Raw genomic sequence first — 17,447 nt, 5'->3', positions numbered from 1 at the left:
CAGCGCGTCAAACCATTGAGCCTGTTCAACATTTTCATTTGGCGTGGAATTAACCCGCGTTTAACATCGTTCACGTTTTTGACGGCAAACGCCGCTGGAGTCTGTGGTTGGCCACTATCGAAGAATCCCTCGCACTCATCGGCCGGGGCGCCGAAGAGATCCTCAAGCTCGATCAGCTCGAAGCGCGCCTGAAATCCGGCGTGCCGTTGCGGGTCAAGGCCGGGTTCGATCCCACCGCGCCGGATCTGCATCTGGGCCACACCGTGCTGCTCAACAAGATGCGGCAGTTCCAGCAGCTCGGACATCAGGTCATCTTCCTGATCGGCGACTTCACCGGAATGATCGGTGACCCGAGCGGCAAGAACGTCACCCGCAAGCCGCTGAGCCGCGACGATGTGCTGGCCAACGCGCATACCTATGAGGAGCAGGTCTTCAAGATCCTGGACCGCGAACGCACCGAGGTGCGCTTCAACTCCGAGTGGTTCGGCCAGATGAGCGCGGCGGACATGATCAAGCTGTCCGCGCAGCACACCGTGGCGCGCATGCTCGAGCGCGACGATTTCGCCAAGCGCTTCAATGGCCAGCAACCGATCGCCATCCACGAGTTCCTGTATCCGCTGGTCCAGGGCTACGACTCGGTCGCCTTGAAGGCGGACGTCGAACTGGGCGGGACCGACCAGAAGTTCAACCTGCTGATGGGGCGCGGCCTGCAGGAGCACTACGGCCAGGCCCCGCAGGTCGTGCTGACCATGCCGCTGCTGGAAGGCCTGGACGGGGTGGCCAAGATGTCCAAGTCGCTGGGCAACTACATCGGCATCAACGAGCCGGCCATCGACATCGTCACCAAGACCATGAAGATCGGCGACGAACTGACCTGGCGCTGGATCGATCTGCTGTCTTTCGACATCGGTGTTGCCGAGGCCGCGCGCCTGAAAGAACAGGTCGCCTCCGGTGACCTGCACCCGCGCGAGGTCAAGTTGCGTCTGGCGCGCGAACTCACCGCGCGCTTCCACGATGCCGCCACTGCAGAGCAGGCCATCGCCGGCTGGCACGCCGTGGTGACGGGGCAGGGCGACACCAGCCTGTTGCCGCTGCAGGAGGTGGCCGTGCCGGCCGAAGGTCTGCGGATCGCAAGTCTGCTCACCGCCGCCGGCCTGACGCCCAGCAATTCGGAGGCCACGCGTAAGCTCAAGGAACGTGCGGTCAAGATCGATGGTGAAGTGGTCGAAGATCCGGCACGTCAGTTTGGGCCGGGCTTCGAGGGTGTCATCCAGGTGGGGAAGCGTAATTTCGCCCGCGTTGCGCTGGTCAGCGCCTGAGCTGGCGAGGGTTGCTGCATGGCAGCGATGTCGGCGCCGGGATGACATCTATATAAGAGGCATCAGACGGATGACGCAGGATCAGCGGCTTGCTGCAGCAACGACGAAGGACTTACTGCTACAGATGGCAGCGGGATCGTGAAAAATTTTTCACAAACCCCTTCCCAAACGTCCCGGTTGGGCCTATAGTTCGCCTCCCCCGACGCAACGGCCCCGCAAATGCGGAACCAGAGCGGAAGGGTTCGAAAATGCCTTGATTTAAGGTGTTGACGAAACGAAAAAGCCGGCTATGATGGGCGGCTCGCTACACGGAAAGATGCTTCGGCAGATTGAGGTGCAGCGGCGGCAACCTCCTCTTCACGAGGGGTTGACGAAGATGAAAAGCCTGCTAATATGGCCGGCTCGCTTCGCAGAAAACCTTCGGGTCGAAACGAAGCAGCGTCAACCGCCTCGAAATGAGGTGTTGACGGAAAGAAAAAGCCCGCTATAATGGGCGGCTCGCTTCGACGGAAACGACGAAGCTGACGGGAACGGCGCTGAGGCCACTTCCCAATGTTCTTTGACAGTGTGCGCAGGTAATTTGTGCGGACGCCTGCAGGAAGGATGATTGTCCATCTTGCAGACGTTTAATCAAAAAGCAACATATTAATTGCTTTGCAAGCGATAAGTTGTCAGTGGTTGAACTTCTGCAGCTAAAGTATTTGTCTTCGGACATGTAATTTTAAGTGAAGAGTTTGATCCTGGCTCAGAGTGAACGCTGGCGGCAGGCCTAACACATGCAAGTCGAACGGCAGCACAGTAAGAGCTTGCTCTTATGGGTGGCGAGTGGCGGACGGGTGAGGAATACATCGGAATCTACTCTTTCGTGGGGGATAACGTAGGGAAACTTACGCTAATACCGCATACGACCTACGGGTGAAAGCGGAGGACCTTCGGGCTTCGCGCGATTGAATGAGCCGATGTCGGATTAGCTAGTTGGCGGGGTAAAGGCCCACCAAGGCGACGATCCGTAGCTGGTCTGAGAGGATGATCAGCCACACTGGAACTGAGACACGGTCCAGACTCCTACGGGAGGCAGCAGTGGGGAATATTGGACAATGGGCGCAAGCCTGATCCAGCCATGCCGCGTGGGTGAAGAAGGCCTTCGGGTTGTAAAGCCCTTTTGTTGGGAAAGAAAAGCAGTCGGTTAATACCCGATTGTTCTGACGGTACCCAAAGAATAAGCACCGGCTAACTTCGTGCCAGCAGCCGCGGTAATACGAAGGGTGCAAGCGTTACTCGGAATTACTGGGCGTAAAGCGTGCGTAGGTGGTGGTTTAAGTCTGTTGTGAAAGCCCTGGGCTCAACCTGGGAATTGCAGTGGATACTGGGTCACTAGAGTGTGGTAGAGGGTAGCGGAATTCCCGGTGTAGCAGTGAAATGCGTAGAGATCGGGAGGAACATCCGTGGCGAAGGCGGCTACCTGGACCAACACTGACACTGAGGCACGAAAGCGTGGGGAGCAAACAGGATTAGATACCCTGGTAGTCCACGCCCTAAACGATGCGAACTGGATGTTGGGTGCAATTTGGCACGCAGTATCGAAGCTAACGCGTTAAGTTCGCCGCCTGGGGAGTACGGTCGCAAGACTGAAACTCAAAGGAATTGACGGGGGCCCGCACAAGCGGTGGAGTATGTGGTTTAATTCGATGCAACGCGAAGAACCTTACCTGGTCTTGACATCCACGGAACTTTCCAGAGATGGATTGGTGCCTTCGGGAACCGTGAGACAGGTGCTGCATGGCTGTCGTCAGCTCGTGTCGTGAGATGTTGGGTTAAGTCCCGCAACGAGCGCAACCCTTGTCCTTAGTTGCCAGCACGTAATGGTGGGAACTCTAAGGAGACCGCCGGTGACAAACCGGAGGAAGGTGGGGATGACGTCAAGTCATCATGGCCCTTACGACCAGGGCTACACACGTACTACAATGGTAGGGACAGAGGGCTGCAAACCCGCGAGGGTAAGCCAATCCCAGAAACCCTATCTCAGTCCGGATTGGAGTCTGCAACTCGACTCCATGAAGTCGGAATCGCTAGTAATCGCAGATCAGCATTGCTGCGGTGAATACGTTCCCGGGCCTTGTACACACCGCCCGTCACACCATGGGAGTTTGTTGCACCAGAAGCAGGTAGCTTAACCTTCGGGAGGGCGCTTGCCACGGTGTGGCCGATGACTGGGGTGAAGTCGTAACAAGGTAGCCGTATCGGAAGGTGCGGCTGGATCACCTCCTTTTGAGCATGACGTCATTGTTCCTGTCGGGCGTCCTCACAAATTACCTGCATTCAGAGATTCATACCGGCACAGGTCGGTATGCGAAGTCCCTTTTGGGGCCTTAGCTCAGCTGGGAGAGCACCTGCTTTGCAAGCAGGGGGTCGTCGGTTCGATCCCGACAGGCTCCACCATATTGAGTGAAAAGACTTCGGGTCTGTAGCTCAGGTGGTTAGAGCGCACCCCTGATAAGGGTGAGGTCGGTAGTTCGAGTCTACCCAGACCCACCACTCTGAATGTAGTGCACACTTAAGAATTTATATGGATCAGCGTTGAGGCTGATACATGTTCTTTTATAACTTGTGACGTAGCGAGCGTTTGAGATATCTATCTAAACGTGTCGTTGAGGCTAAGGCGGGGACTTCGAGTCCCTAAATAATTGAGTCGTATGTTCGCGTTGGTGGCTTTGTACCCCACACAACACGGCATGTGACCCCGAGGCAACTTGGGGTTATATGGTCAAGCGAATAAGCGCACACGGTGGATGCCTAGGCGGTCAGAGGCGATGAAGGACGTGGTAGCCTGCGAAAAGTGTCGGGGAGCTGGCAACAAGCTTTGATCCGGCAATGTCCGAATGGGGAAACCCACTGCTTCGGCAGTATCCTGCAGTGAATTCATAGCTGCTGGAAGCGAACCCGGTGAACTGAAATATCTAAGTAACCGGAGGAAAAGAAATCAACCGAGATTCCCTAAGTAGTGACGAGCGAACGGGGAGCAGCCCTTAAGCTGGAATGGCTTTAGAAAAACAATCTGGAAAGATTGGCCATAGAAGGTGATAGCCCTGTATTTAAAAGGGCCACTCCAGTGAAGACGAGTAGGGCGGGGCACGTGAAACCCTGTCTGAATATGGGGGGACCATCCTCCAAGGCTAAATACTCCTGACCGACCGATAGTGAACCAGTACCGTGAGGGAAAGGCGAAAAGAACCCCGGAGAGGGGAGTGAAATAGATCCTGAAACCGTGTGCGTACAAGCAGTAGGAGCTCGCAAGAGTGACTGCGTACCTTTTGTATAATGGGTCAGCGACTTACTGTTCGTGGCAAGCTTAACCGTATAGGGGAGGCGAAGGGAAACCGAGTCTGATAAGGGCGCATAGTCGCGGGCAGTAGACCCGAAACCGGGTGATCTAGTCATGGCCAGGGTGAAGGTGCCGTAACAGGTACTGGAGGCCCGAACCCACGTCTGTTGCAAAAGACGGGGATGAGCTGTGATTAGGAGTGAAAAGCTAATCGAACCCGGAGATAGCTGGTTCTCCTCGAAAGCTATTTAGGTAGCGCCTCGGACGAATACTACTGGGGGTAGAGCACTGTTATGGCTAGGGGGTCATCGCGACTTACCAAACCATTGCAAACTCCGAATACCAGTACGTACTATCCGGGAGACACACGGCGGGTGCTAACGTCCGTCGTGAAAAGGGAAACAACCCAGACCCACAGCTAAGGTCCCAAATTCACTGCTAAGTGGAAAACGATGTGGAAAGGCATAGACAGCCAGGAGGTTGGCTTAGAAGCAGCCACCCTTTAAAGAAAGCGTAATAGCTCACTGGTCGAGTCGGTCTGCGCGGAAGATTTAACGGGGCTAAGCAGTGAACCGAAGCTTGGGGTGCATAAAACTTGTTTTATGCGCGGTAGAGGAGCGTTCCGTAAGCCTGCGAAGGTGGATTGAGAAGTCTGCTGGAGGTATCGGAAGTGCGAATGCTGACATGAGTAACGATAATGCGGGTGAAAAGCCCGCACGCCGAAAGCCCAAGGTTTCCTTGCGCAACGTTAATCGACGCAGGGTTAGTCGGTCCCTAAGGCGAGGGCGAAAGCCGTAGTCGATGGGAAGCAGGTTAATATTCCTGCACCTCGCGTGAGTGCGATGGAGGGACGGAGAAGGTTAGGTGTACCGGGCGTTGGTTGTCCCGGGGAAAGGCGGTAGGTTTGGATCTTTGGCAAATCCGGGATCCTTTAAGACCGAGCACCGAGACGAGCCTTTATGGCAAAGTCACTGATACCACGCTTCCAGGAAAAGCTCCTAAGCTTCAGCTCACGAAGACCGTACCGTAAACCGACACAGGTGGGTAGGATGAGAATTCTCAGGCGCTTGAGAGAACTCGGGTGAAGGAACTAGGCAACATGGCACCGTAACTTCGGGAGAAGGTGCACCCTTTTTGGTGGCTCATGCGAGCTATAGCTGAAGAGGGTCGCAGAAACCAGGCCGCTGCGACTGTTTATCAAAAACACAGCACTCTGCAAACACGAAAGTGGACGTATAGGGTGTGACGCCTGCCCGGTGCTGGAAGGTTAATTGATGGGGTCAGCCGCAAGGCGAAGCTCTTGATCGAAGCCCCAGTAAACGGCGGCCGTAACTATAACGGTCCTAAGGTAGCGAAATTCCTTGTCGGGTAAGTTCCGACCTGCACGAATGGCGTAACGACAGCGGCGCTGTCTCCACCCGAGACTCAGTGAAATTGAAATCGCTGTGAAGATGCAGCGTTCCCGTGGCAAGACGGAAAGACCCCGTGAACCTTTACTATAGCTTTACACTGAACGTTGAGTTCGTCTGTGTAGGATAGGTGGGAGGCTATGAAACTGTGGCGCTAGCTGCAGTGGAGCCATCCTTGAAATACCACCCTGTCGTGCTTGACGTTCTAACCTAGATCCGTTATCCGGATCAGGGACCGTGTATGGTGGGTAGTTTGACTGGGGCGGTCTCCTCCTAAAGAGTAACGGAGGAGCACGAAGGTACGCTCAGCGCGGTCGGACATCGCGCACTGTGTGCAAAGGCATAAGCGTGCTTGACTGCAAGATCGACGGATCAAGCAGGTACGAAAGTAGGTCTTAGTGATCCGGTGGTTCTGTATGGAAGGGCCATCGCTCAACGGATAAAAGGTACTCCGGGGATAACAGGCTGATACCGCCCAAGAGTTCATATCGACGGCGGTGTTTGGCACCTCGATGTCGGCTCATCACATCCTGGGGCTGTAGTCGGTCCCAAGGGTATGGCTGTTCGCCATTTAAAGTGGTACGCGAGCTGGGTTCAGAACGTCGTGAGACAGTTCGGTCCCTATCTGCCATGGGCGTTGGAAGTTTGAGAGGGGCTGCTCCTAGTACGAGAGGACCGGAGTGGACGAACCTCTGGTGTTCCGGTTGTCACGCCAGTGGCATTGCCGGGTAGCTATGTTCGGAAGCGATAACCGCTGAAAGCATCTAAGCGGGAAGCGCGCCTCAAGATGAGACTTCCCGGGGCACAAGCCCCCTAAAGGAACCATATAGACTATGTGGTTGATAGGTCAGGTGTGTAAGTACAGCAATGTATTGAGCTAACTGATACTAATGATCCGTGCGGCTTGACCATATAACCTCAAGTTGCCTTGGTCCCAACGAACGTTGGTAGATCACCAAACGCAAGCTACGTCACAAGTTACCTATGCGAGACGAGCGCTGTGAAGCGCTGCTCCAACCGTCTCCCTGGTGAAATTAGCGCTGTGGAACCACCCGATCCCATCCCGAACTCGGAAGTGAAACGCAGCTGCGCCGATGGTAGTGTGGCTCAAGCCATGCGAGAGTAGGTCATCGCCAGGGGCTTTACCCGAAACCCTCAGTCCAACAGGACTGGGGGTTTCTTTTTGTCCAAAATCCGCAATGCAACCGCCAAAAACACTGCGCAAGGACGCACGCTGACCAGCGGATCCGCATCCGCATCCGCATCCGCAGGCTCAATGCTCAGGCTGAGCGCGATACCGATGCCAGAACACGCGCTTGACGCTTGTGCTGAAGCAGGACGCGCTAGCAAGGCCGAAAGGTCTGAATGTCACCGCAGAACCCGGACCGGCAAGGCGCACTCGGAGCAGGGCACCGATACCAGGACACGCGCTCGGCGCTGAGGACCGACTTCCTGGTACTGCAGCGGCACCTACCTTGCCCTGATGATTGCAAAGGCATCTATTTATCGATCGATTAGTAGATGGTCAAAGAACGGACCAGTCAGTGCGTTGCCAGTGAAAGCACCTGAAAGTACCTAAAAGTACCTAAAAGTACCTAAAAGTACCTGTGGTGGTGCTGGCTTCCCGCTTACAGATCGGCTTAAGGAGCACCGGTCGCCGGCCAGCGCCGGCAAATAGGGGGGCTGGTTGCACTCCACAGGCGCCAGACCCCTGCGATCATCAGGAGCCCTGGGGAATATCAGGAGCCCTGGGGAATATCAGGAGCCCTGGGGACTATCAGGGCCATGCAATTCATCAAGATCGAAGTGACTCGGTGACTCGGTGACTCGGTGACTTGGCGACTGGCCTATTCTTGGCCGCTATGCTGCTCACCGAGACTGCATCCGATACGTGTGTGTGCTTGGCCAGATCACTTATCGCCGTCGCATAAGGCATTGGCAGGGCACAAGCCAACAAAAACCCCGCGTGAGCGGGGTTTTTTTGGTCCAATCGACTGCACTATGACGTCTGCATCGAGACGAGGATCAGTCGCCCAAGGTCAGCAGGGAGGCATTGCCGCCTGCGGCGGTCGTGTTGACGGTGACGACCTTCTCGGTAGCGAAGCGCAGCAGGTAATGTGGACCCCCGGCTTTCGGGCCGGTGCCCGACAGGCCCTGGCCGCCGAAGGGTTGTACGCCGACGACCGCGCCGATCTGGTTACGGTTGACGTAGACATTGCCCACCGCAACGCGTGCGGTGATGCGATCGATGGTCTCGTCGATGCGCGAATGCACGCCCAGGGTCAGGCCATAGCCAGTGGCGTTGATCTGGTCGATGACGGCGTCGAGCTGGTCGGCCTTCCAACGAATGACGTGCAGCACAGGTCCGAAAACCTCGCGCTGCAGCTGCGCCAGCGAGGTCAGCTCGTACGCACGTGGGGCGAAAAAGCTGCCGTTAGCGGCGGCCGGATCCAGGGTGGTGGAGCCGATCAGGCGGGCTTCGCGATCCATGCGCGCGGCATGATCGTCGAGGATCTTGAGTGCATCTGCATCGATGACGGGACCAACGTCGGTGGACAGGAGCGCAGGATCGCCGATCTTCAATTCCCCCATGGCGCCGGCCAGCATGGTCATGACCTTGTCGGCGATGTCGTCCTGCACGAACAGCACGCGGGCCGCGGAGCAGCGTTGGCCGGCGGACATGAAGGCGCTGGAGATCGCGTCCTTGACGACGGCTTCCGGCAACGAGGACGAGTCGGCGATGAAGGCGTTCTGGCCACCGGTTTCGGCAATCAGCACACCGATTGCGGCATCGCGCGCAGCCAGGGTGCGGTTGATGACGCGTGCGGTCTCGGTGGAGCCGGTGAAGGCAACGCCCGCCACGCGCGGGTCATTGGTCAGCGCCGCGCCGACGGTGGCGCCGTCGCCCGGCAGGAACTGCACGACCGCCTCGGGGATGCCCGCTTCATGCAGTAGCTTCACTGCGGCGTAGCCGATCAGGTTGGTCTGCTCTGCGGGCTTGGCGATGACGCTGTTGCCGGCGGCCAATGCGGCGGCGACCTGGCCGAGGAAGATGGCGAGCGGGAAGTTCCAGGGACTGATGCAGACGAATACGCCGCGGCCATGCAGCTGCAGTTCGTTGGATTCACCGGTCGGTCCGGGCAGGCGTTCGGGCGCACCGAACTGGGCGCGTGCCTGGCCGGCGTAATAACGCAGGAAGTCGACCGCCTCGCGCACCTCGGCCACGGCGTCGGGCAGGGTCTTGCCGGCCTCCTTGACGCAGATGGCCATGAACTCGGGCATGCGCGCTTCGAGCAGGTCGGCCGCATGCTCCAGGATGGTGGCGCGGCTGGCGGCAGGCGTGCGGTTCCAGGCTGGCTGCGCGGCAGCCGCGGTCGCCAACGCCGTCTGTACGGTGGCCGGATCGGCTGGCTGCCACTGGCCGACCGTGTCGCGGCGGTCTGCCGGGTTGAGCACGGCCTGGCTGGGCGTGCTGATCACCGCGCCAGGCACCAGCGGGCGGGCCTTCCACGGCTTGATGGCGGCATTGAGTTGCTCGGCCAGCTGCCGCAGATCGTTGTCGTTGGCGAGATTGGCGCCCATGGAATTTTTCCTGTGTTGGTTCTGGCTGCGCAGCAGATCGGTCGGCAGCGGAATCTTGGGATGCGGGATGGAGCCGAACGAGGACACTGCTTCGACCGGATCACGGATCAGCTCTTCGATGGCGACGTCCTCGTCGGTGATGCGATTGACGAAGCTGGAATTGGCGCCGTTTTCGAGCAGGCGTCGCACCAGGTACGGCAGCAGATCCTCGTGCGAGCCGACCGGTGCGTACACGCGGCAGGGCAGCCCCAGGCGATGGGCCGGAATCACTTCGGCATACAGGTCATCGCCCATGCCGTGCAGTTTCTGGTGTTCGTACACCTTGCCGCCGGAGATCGCGCGGACCGCCGCGATGGTCTGCGCGTTGTGCGTGGCGAACATCGGGTACAGCGCATCGCTGTGCGCGAACATGCGACGTGCGCAGGCCAGGTACGACACGTCGGTATTCTGCTTGCGGGTAAATACCGGATAGCCGGGGTGACCTTCGATCTGTGCGCGCTTGATCTCCGCGTCCCAGTACGCGCCCTTGACCAGACGCACCGGAATCCGACGGCCGACGCGGCGTGCCAGGTCGGCCAGGAAATCGATCGTGTACGGCGTGCGCTTCTGGTAGGCCTGCACTGCCAGGCCATAGCCCTCCCATCCATCCAGCGACGGGTCGGAGAACGTGGCCTCGATGATGTCCAGCGACAGTTCCAGGCGGTCGGCTTCTTCGGCATCGACGGTGTAGCCGATGCCGTAGGACTTGGCCAGTTGCGCCAGCTCGAGCACACCCGGGACCAGCTCGGCCATCACGCGCGCACGCTTGGCATGTTCGTAGCGCGGATACAGTGCGGACAATTTGATCGAGATGCTGGGCGCTGCGAATACATCGGTGCCGACGAAACTGCCGCTGCGGCCGATCGCGTGGATGGCATCGCGGTATGCCTGCAAGTAGCGCTGCGCATCCTTCATGGTCAATGCGCCTTCGCCGAGCATGTCGAACGAATAGCGGTAATCGGCGTTGTCGCCCTTGCGCGAGCGCGAGAGGGCTTCACCGATGGTGCGGCCCATGACGAACTGGTGGCCCATGATCTTCATCGCCTGGCGCACGGCCAGGCGAATCACCGGCTCGCCGACGCGGCCGATCAGGCGCTTGAACGCGCCCGGCACGTCGGCGCGGGTGAGGTCGTTGAGCTGCACCAGCTTGCCGGTGAGCATCAGGCCCCAGGTCGATGCGTTGACCAGCACCGAGTCGCTGCCGCCGACGTGCTTCTTCCAGTCCGCATCGCCGAGCTTGTCGCGGATCAGCTTGTCTGCGGTGTCCTGGTCGGGAATGCGCAACAGCGCCTCGGCCACGCACATCAGCAATACGCCTTCTTCGCTGCCCAGGTCGTACTGGCGCATGAAGGCCTCGATCGCGCCCTGGTCCTGCGCACGTGCGCGGACGCGGGTGACCAGGTCGGCGGCAAGCGCCTGCACCTTGGCCTGCTCGGCGGCGGGCAGCCGCGCCTGGTCGAGCAGTTCGCGTACGTGCTCGGTTTCGTCCTTGAGCCATGCGGCCGTGATCGCCGCACGCAATGCGCCGGGTGCGGCAGGCAGCTCGGGCGCCAACAGCGGGCGCGCAACTGAGGGAGAGGCAAGCGGGTCGAGCTGAGCGTTCATGCGTAGGGCGCCTGGGAATCCGTGCTCATTCTAGAGAGCCGCGGGCTCCGCACACTTGTGTGGAAGCGGCAGCTTTTCCGCCGTTTTGTGCACGTGGCCAGCGCAGGCCCAAGCGGGCTCGATCGTTGCCGGCCACGGGCACGAGGATCGCTGCCGGCATCGGGAAGTGATTGATTTACGCGTGTTTTTAGCTGCACTGCAGCAATTCGACGATTGCCGGAAACGCTTGCCGCCTGCGTTCGTGCGGGTCTACCATCGGGCCATTCCCGCAGTGCGCTGCGTGTTGCCAATGATCGAAGTACTGCCGTTGATGTCCGAAGGGGTCGGGACGCAGTTGCGGTTGCGGCCTCCGCGGGCATTGTCGGCCAGGCAGTTCGTGCAGTTGTTCGCAGTATTGGCGGGAACGATGTGGGTATTTGCGGGCCTGGGGTGGTGGACCGGCAATGCATTCGCGCCGGTGTTCGCCCTGTTGCACAGTGGTGTGGTGGCGCTGGCGCTGCGGCAGTTGTGGCGAAGTGGCGAGCGCGAAGAAGCGATCCGGGTGGGAGACACCGTCGTCGAGGTGTTCGCGTCCGGGCATGCGCCACCAGCGTTTCAGGCACATCCGCATTGGGTGCGGCTATGCATGGAACGCGACGACAGGGTGGTGCTGGTCAGCAGCGGCAAGCAGATCGAGATCGGAAGTTTTCTCGGGCCGGCCGAACGTGTGGAACTGGCAACTACGCTGAAACGCTTGCTCGCGGCCGCCAATGGCCGTCACCGATGACGTAAGGGTCTAGGCAATGACGCAACGCAGCAGCTGGAAGGCGACGTATTCGAAGATGGCTTTGGCGATGGCGGCGCTGCTGGGCGCACCGGCTGCCTGGGCGCAATCGGCCGACCCGAAGGAATGGCAGCTCAACATGGGCCGCGGGGTCACCCAGACCGCACGCATGGCCTACGAGGCGCACATGGTGGCGCTGTGGGTCTGCGTGGTGATCGGCGCGCTGGTGTTCGGTGCCATGGGCTATGCGATCTTCAAGTTCCGCAAGTCCAAGGGCGCGGTGGCTGCGCAGTTCAGTCACAACACCACGGCCGAGGTGTTGTGGACGGTGATTCCGGTGCTGGTGCTGATTGCGATGGCCTGGCCGGCAACGGCCAAGCTGATCGCGATGTACGACACCCGCGAGTCGGAAATGACCGTCAAGGTCACCGGCTACCAGTGGATGTGGAAATACGAGTATCTGGGCCAGGGCGTGGAGTTCACCAGCCGGCTGGCGCGCGAGTCCGACCGCATCCGCCAGAGTGGCGAGCGTCCGACCGCTGCCTCGCAACCGCATTACCTGCTGGATGTGGACAACCGCCTGGTGCTGCCGGTCGGGACCAAGATCCGTTTCGTGATCACCGCCGACGACGTGATCCATGCGTGGTGGGTGCCGGCCCTGGGCTGGAAGCAGGACGCCATTCCCGGCATCGTCAACGAGGCATGGACCAACATCGAGCAGCCCGGCGTGTATCGGGGCCAGTGCGCCGAGTTGTGCGGCAAGGACCATGGCTTCATGCCGATCGTGGTGGAGGCGCTGCCCAAGGCCGAATTCCAGCGCTGGCTGGCCGCGCGTCGCAGTGCCAATGCATCGCCTGCTGCACCGGGCGCCCCCGCACCTGCGCCGGCGTCCACCCCTGCAGCAACGCCTGCCGGCGAGGCTGCGCCTGCTCCGGCCGCCGCGCCGACTGCCGCTCTTTAATCGCCCGCAACCGCATCGCTTCGTAGAGGTCGTTCCGTCATGGCGCATACCGCAGTCGATCACCACGGACACCACCAGCCCGGTTTCGTCGAGCGCTGGTTTTTCTCGACCAATCACAAGGACATCGGCACGCTGTACCTGCTGTTTTCCTTCGTGATGTTCATCATCGGCGCGGCGATGAGCGTGGTGATCCGCGCCGAACTGATGCAGCCCGGGCTGCAGTTCGTCAAACCCGAATTCTTCAACCAGATGACCACCGTGCATGCACTGGTGATGATCTTCGGCGGCGTGATGCCGGCCTTCGTCGGCCTGGCCAACTGGATGATTCCGCTGCAGATCGGCGCGCCGGACATGGCGTTGCCGCGCATGAACAACTGGTCGTTCTGGTTGCTGCCGGTGGCCTTCACCCTGCTGCTGCTGACGTTGTTCCTGCCCGGCGGTGCGCCGGCCGGTGGCTGGACGCTGTATCCGCCGCTGTCGCTGCAGGGCGGCTACAACGTGGCCTTCAGCGTGTTTGCAATTCACGTGGCCGGCGTCAGTTCGATCATGGGCGCGATCAACATCATCGCCACCGTGCTCAACATGCGCGCGCCCGGCATCGATCTGTTGAAGATGCCGATCTTCTGCTGGGCCTGGCTGATCACCGCCTTCCTGCTCATCGCGGTGATGCCGGTGCTGGCCGGTGCAGTGACCATGCTGCTGACCGACAAGTTCTTCGGCACCAGCTTCTTCAACGCGGCCGGCGGCGGCGACCCGGTGATGTACCAGCACATCTTCTGGTTCTTCGGGCACCCAGAGGTCTACATCATGATCCTGCCGGCGTTCGGCGTTGTCAGCGAGATCATCCCGACCTTCAGCCGCAAGCCGCTGTTCGGGTATCAGGCGATGGTGTATGCGATCGCGGCGATCGCGTTCCTGAGCTTCATCGTGTGGGCGCACCACATGTTCACCGTGGGCATGCCGCTCGGTGGCGAAATCTACTTCATGTTCGCCACGATGCTGATCTCCATCCCGACCGGGGTGAAGGTGTTCAACTGGGTCAGCACGATGTGGAAGGGCTCGTTGACGTTCGAATCGCCGATGCTGTGGGCAGTGGCCTTCGTGATCCTTTTCAGCATCGGTGGATTCTCCGGCCTGATGCTGGCGATCGTGCCGGCGGATTTCCAGTACCACGACACGTATTTTGTGGTCGCGCATTTCCATTACGTGCTGGTCACCGGAGCGGTGTTCGCGTTGATCGCGGCGGTCTACTACTGGTGGCCGAAATGGACCGGGCGGATGTACAACGAAACCTGGGCCAAGTTTCATTTCTGGTGGACGATGGTGTTCGTCAACCTGCTGTTCTTCCCGCAGCATTTCCTTGGCCTGGCCGGCATGCCGCGGCGAATTCCCGACTACAACGTGGTGTTCGCCGACTGGAACCTGATCAGCTCGATCGGCGCGTTCGGCATGTTCGCCACGCCGTTCCTGATGGCCGGCATCCTGTTCGCCTCGCTGCGCAGTGGCGCCAAGGCCGACGCACGGGCCTGGGAAGGCGCCAGGGGACTGGAGTGGACGGTGCCGTCGCCGGCACCGGCGCATACCTTCACCGTACCACCGGTGATCAAGCCTGGAGATCTTGCGCATGAAGACATCGGTCACTGAGTCGGCGCCGGCAGCGGTGGCGCGCCTGCTCTCGGCTGCCGAACGGCAGGCGCAACAGCGTCGCGCGGTGCGCCGCACGGCGATCACCGTCGGCATCATCGCGCTGCTGATCTACGCGGGTTTCATCGCGTCGGGAGTCATCGGGCGGTGAACGCGCGGGCGCCCGCACCTGCACCGACGGCCGGCTTGTTCAAGCTGCTGGGCGTGGTGCTGGGCGTGTTCGTGCTGACCTTTTCGCTGGTGCCGCTGTATCGCATCGCGTGCGAAAAAGTCTTCGGCATCCGCATGGAGCGCGCACCGGGCAGCACGCGTGCCAATGGCGCGGCGATTGCAGGGCCTGGCAAACGCACGGTGCGGGTGGAGTTCGATGCCGGGGTCAATTCCAAGCTGCCGTGGACCTTCCATCCCGAGCAGATGACGATGGATGTGGTGCCGGGCGAACTCAACGAGGCGCTGTATTTTGCGCGCAACGACAGCGCGCGTGCGGTGGTCGGCAGTGCGGTGCCATCGGTCGCGCCGGCGCGCGCGTCCGGATACTTCAACAAGACCGAGTGTTTCTGTTTTACCGCGCAGACCTTGCAGGCCGGCGAAACGCGCGACATGCCGCTGCGTTTCATCGTCGACCCTGCGCTGCCGCCGGAAGTCACCACGATCACCCTGTCCTACACGTTCTATCGCAACGACACCCTGACCTCGGAGCTGCAGGGCGGTGGCGCATCCAGCGCGCCGCGCGCCGCGCCGTAATCCCTCATCCACACGCAGCACCGACACGGAAGCAACGCCATGGCCGACCACAGTCCCAACGCCGATGCGTATTTCGTCCCGAGCCAGAGCAAGTGGCCCTTTGTCGGGTCGATTGCGATGTTCGTGATGATGATCGGCGTGGCCAGCTGGCTCAACGATGCGGCATGGGGACGCTGGACGTTCTTCGTCGGCATGGCGATGCTGCTGGCGACCTTGTTCATGTGGTTTGGCGATGTCATCCGCGAATCCAATGCCGGGCACTACAACCGCCAGGTGGACGGCTCCTTCCGCATGGGGATGGTGTGGTTCATCTTTTCCGAGGTGATGTTCTTCGGCGCCTTCTTCGGTGCGCTGTTCTACACGCGCGTGCTGACGCTGCCCTGGCTGGGCGGCGAAGGCGATGGCGTCATGACCAACGAACTGTTGTGGAACGGCTACTCCGCTGCGTGGCCAACCAATGGCCCCGGCACGATCGGTGGGCAATTCCAGACCATTCCGGCCTGGGGCCTGCCGCTGATCAATACGCTGATCCTGCTCAGCTCCGGCGTGACCCTGACCATTGCCCACCACGCACTCAAGGGCGGTCGTCGCGGCGCGCTATTGCTGTGGCTGGGGTTGACCGTGCTGCTGGGCTGCGTGTTCCTGTTCCTGCAGGCGGAGGAATACATCCACGCCTACACCGAGCTCAATCTGACGCTGGGATCGGGCATCTACGGCTCGACCTTCTTCATGCTCACCGGCTTCCACGGCATGCACGTGCTGCTGGGCACGATCATGCTGGCGGTGATGTGGCTGCGTGTCGCGCGTGGGCACTTCACCCGCGACAACCACTTCGCCTTCGAAGCGGCCGCCTGGTACTGGCACTTCGTCGACGTGGTGTGGCTGGCGCTATTCCTGTTCGTGTATGTACTTTGAGAATCGGGAATGGGGAATCGGGAATCGGGAATCGGGAATGGGGAATCGGGAATCGCAAGAGCGAGCCCCTTTCTTGCTTTTACGATTCCCCATTCCCCATTCCCCATTCCCCATTCCCAGCCGCGTCAGCGGCCGAGCCCATGCGGCTTGATCCAGCCGGTATAGATGCCCAGGATCACCACGGCGATCAGTGCGACTGAGAGGCCGATGCGCCAGGTCAGTGCGTTGACGGTACGCTTGGTTTCGCCACGGTCGGTGAGCAGGTAGTACAGGCCTGCGCCCAGGTTCCACAGGATCACGATCAGGAAGGCGACAATCAGCAACGTCTTGAGCGAATCGTTCACAACAGCCCCGGTGGTCGTCGGCGTGGTAGCGGCATTGCACGCCTTTTTGCGTCGCTTGTCATGATGCGCAAGCACACGGCGGTGCTGGGATGGTGCCTGGCCGTGCTGGTCAGCGCGGGTTTTGTGGCGCTTGGACAGTGGCAGCTGCAGCGCATGCACGACAAACAGGCGTTGCTGGAACGCGCGGCGCAGGTGCGGCAGACGCCGTTGACCCTGGTGCAGGCCCTGGCCACGCCGCATGCGCTGGCCTGGGTGAGCGGGCAGGTGCGGTTTCTGCCGCAGCAGGTGCTGCTGGACAATCAGCTGCATGCCGGGCGCGCCGGCGTGCGGATCTATCAGCTTGCCGCGCCGCAGGGCAGCCCCGTCACGCTGCTGGTCGATCTGGGCTGGCTGCCGTTGCCGGCCAATCGGCAATTGCCGAGGACCACGCCGCTGCAAGGGACCCATACGCTGCAGGGGTTGCTGGGTGCGCCGCCCTCGGCCGGGCTTGCGATGGGGCCGGCGTTGTCGGCTGCCGATGCGCCGCAGACCTGGCTGGCTACGCGTCTGGAGACCACCGCCCTGCGCAGCGCGCTTGGCAGGCGCGACATTTCGTCGCAGGTCCTACGCCTGGATCCGGCCCTGCCGGTCGGTTACGCACGCGACCTGGAGATGCTGCCGAATACGCTTCCGCCCGCGCGGCACTTGGGTTATGCGGTGCAATGGTTCGGTCTGGCCGCAGCCGTGCTGGTCACCGCGACGCTGCTGACGTGGCGTGCGCGTCGCCGCCGTCGACGCGGGCACTGACGCCTGCGGCATGA

At 60.6% G+C, this 17,447-nt stretch carries 10 protein-coding genes, 2 tRNA genes and 3 rRNA genes; 13 read left to right on the top strand and 2 right to left on the bottom strand.

Features of this window, described 5'->3' with window-relative positions:
• Positions 1-107 precede the first annotated feature (107 nt).
• From tyrS to rrf, 6 genes are all read left to right on the top strand, one after another.
• The gene (gene tyrS, locus H7A86_RS18390; protein WP_104584950.1) at positions 108-1,319 is read left to right on the top strand and encodes a tyrosine--tRNA ligase; all 1,212 of its coding nucleotides are present in this window, start codon (positions 108-110) and stop codon (positions 1,317-1,319) included.
• 722 nt (positions 1,320-2,041) lie between these two features.
• Positions 2,042-3,588, top strand: a 16S ribosomal RNA gene (locus H7A86_RS18385).
• 94 nt (positions 3,589-3,682) lie between these two features.
• A tRNA-Ala gene (locus tag H7A86_RS18380) sits at positions 3,683-3,758 on the top strand.
• Between the two features lie 19 nt (positions 3,759-3,777).
• Positions 3,778-3,854, top strand: a tRNA-Ile gene (locus H7A86_RS18375).
• A gap of 227 nt (positions 3,855-4,081) precedes the next feature.
• Positions 4,082-6,962: ribosomal RNA gene (locus H7A86_RS18370) — 23S ribosomal RNA — on the top strand.
• 112 nt (positions 6,963-7,074) lie between these two features.
• Positions 7,075-7,189 (top strand): 5S ribosomal RNA (gene rrf / locus H7A86_RS18365).
• Together the 16S, 23S and 5S rRNA genes with 2 tRNA genes alongside form the textbook arrangement of a ribosomal RNA operon.
• 886 nt (positions 7,190-8,075) lie before the next feature.
• Here the strand turns inward: rrf and putA are convergent.
• Positions 8,076-11,276, bottom strand: a complete 3,201-nt coding sequence (gene putA, locus H7A86_RS18360) for a bifunctional proline dehydrogenase/L-glutamate gamma-semialdehyde dehydrogenase PutA (RefSeq protein WP_119131664.1) — start codon at positions 11,274-11,276, stop codon at positions 8,076-8,078.
• 289 nt (positions 11,277-11,565) lie between these two features.
• Between putA and H7A86_RS18355 the strand changes: the two genes are divergently transcribed.
• The 6 genes from H7A86_RS18355 to H7A86_RS18330 are packed head-to-tail and all read left to right on the top strand — an operon-like array spanning position 11,566 to position 16,303.
• Positions 11,566-12,042 carry a DUF2244 domain-containing protein gene (locus H7A86_RS18355; RefSeq protein ID WP_104584139.1) on the top strand — a complete coding sequence of 159 codons (477 nt, stop codon included), beginning with the start codon at positions 11,566-11,568 and terminating at the stop codon, positions 12,040-12,042.
• Between the two features lie 16 nt (positions 12,043-12,058).
• Complete coding sequence (gene coxB, locus H7A86_RS18350; RefSeq protein ID WP_104584138.1) at positions 12,059-13,000, top strand: cytochrome c oxidase subunit II; 942 nt, start codon at positions 12,059-12,061, stop codon at positions 12,998-13,000.
• Positions 13,001-13,039: 39 nt separating this feature from the next.
• Entirely contained in the window at positions 13,040-14,644 is a 1,605-nt protein-coding gene (gene ctaD, locus H7A86_RS18345; RefSeq protein ID WP_119131665.1) for a cytochrome c oxidase subunit I, read from the top strand.
• A complete protein-coding gene (locus H7A86_RS18340) occupies positions 14,625-14,795 on the top strand; it encodes a hypothetical protein (protein ID WP_104584137.1) in 171 nt (56 codons plus the stop codon). The genes ctaD and H7A86_RS18340 overlap by 20 nt, the downstream gene beginning before the upstream one ends.
• On the top strand, positions 14,792-15,388 hold the full coding sequence (locus H7A86_RS18335) for a cytochrome c oxidase assembly protein (protein ID WP_104584136.1): 597 nt from the start codon (positions 14,792-14,794) through the stop codon (positions 15,386-15,388). Before H7A86_RS18340 ends, H7A86_RS18335 begins: the two co-directional genes overlap by 4 nt.
• Positions 15,389-15,427: 39 nt before the next feature.
• Entirely contained in the window at positions 15,428-16,303 is an 876-nt protein-coding gene (locus H7A86_RS18330) for a cytochrome c oxidase subunit 3 (RefSeq protein WP_104535425.1), read from the top strand.
• A gap of 125 nt (positions 16,304-16,428) precedes the next feature.
• Here H7A86_RS18330 and H7A86_RS18325 read toward each other — a convergent pair whose 3' ends face one another.
• The gene (locus tag H7A86_RS18325) at positions 16,429-16,647 is read right to left on the bottom strand and encodes a twin transmembrane helix small protein (RefSeq protein ID WP_006449736.1); all 219 of its coding nucleotides are present in this window, start codon (positions 16,645-16,647) and stop codon (positions 16,429-16,431) included.
• A 60-nt stretch (positions 16,648-16,707) separates the two neighbouring features.
• Here H7A86_RS18325 and H7A86_RS18320 point away from each other — a divergent pair, with 60 nt between their 5' ends.
• Positions 16,708-17,433, top strand: a complete 726-nt coding sequence (locus H7A86_RS18320; RefSeq protein ID WP_119131666.1) for an SURF1 family protein — start codon at positions 16,708-16,710, stop codon at positions 17,431-17,433.
• Positions 17,434-17,447 lie beyond the last annotated feature (14 nt).

The sequence above is a fragment of the Xanthomonas euroxanthea genome (genome assembly GCF_903989455.1).
GTDB lineage: Bacteria > Pseudomonadota > Gammaproteobacteria > Xanthomonadales > Xanthomonadaceae > Xanthomonas > Xanthomonas euroxanthea.
The sequence above is the reverse complement of the archived record's forward strand: the minus strand, read 5'-3'. Positions and strand labels throughout refer to the sequence as shown.

Coding starts and splice junctions, on each gene's coding strand:
- H7A86_RS18340 (WP_104584137.1), top strand. CDS start 14,625: ATGAAGACATCGGTCACTGAGTCGGCGCCGGCAGCGGTGGCGCGCCTG.
- H7A86_RS18355 (WP_104584139.1), top strand. CDS start 11,566: ATGATCGAAGTACTGCCGTTGATGTCCGAAGGGGTCGGGACGCAGTTG.
- putA (WP_119131664.1), bottom strand. CDS start 11,276: ATGAACGCTCAGCTCGACCCGCTTGCCTCTCCCTCAGTTGCGCGCCCG.
- H7A86_RS18320 (WP_119131666.1), top strand. CDS start 16,708: ATGATGCGCAAGCACACGGCGGTGCTGGGATGGTGCCTGGCCGTGCTG.
- ctaD (WP_119131665.1), top strand. CDS start 13,040: ATGGCGCATACCGCAGTCGATCACCACGGACACCACCAGCCCGGTTTC.
- H7A86_RS18330 (WP_104535425.1), top strand. CDS start 15,428: ATGGCCGACCACAGTCCCAACGCCGATGCGTATTTCGTCCCGAGCCAG.
- coxB (WP_104584138.1), top strand. CDS start 12,059: ATGACGCAACGCAGCAGCTGGAAGGCGACGTATTCGAAGATGGCTTTG.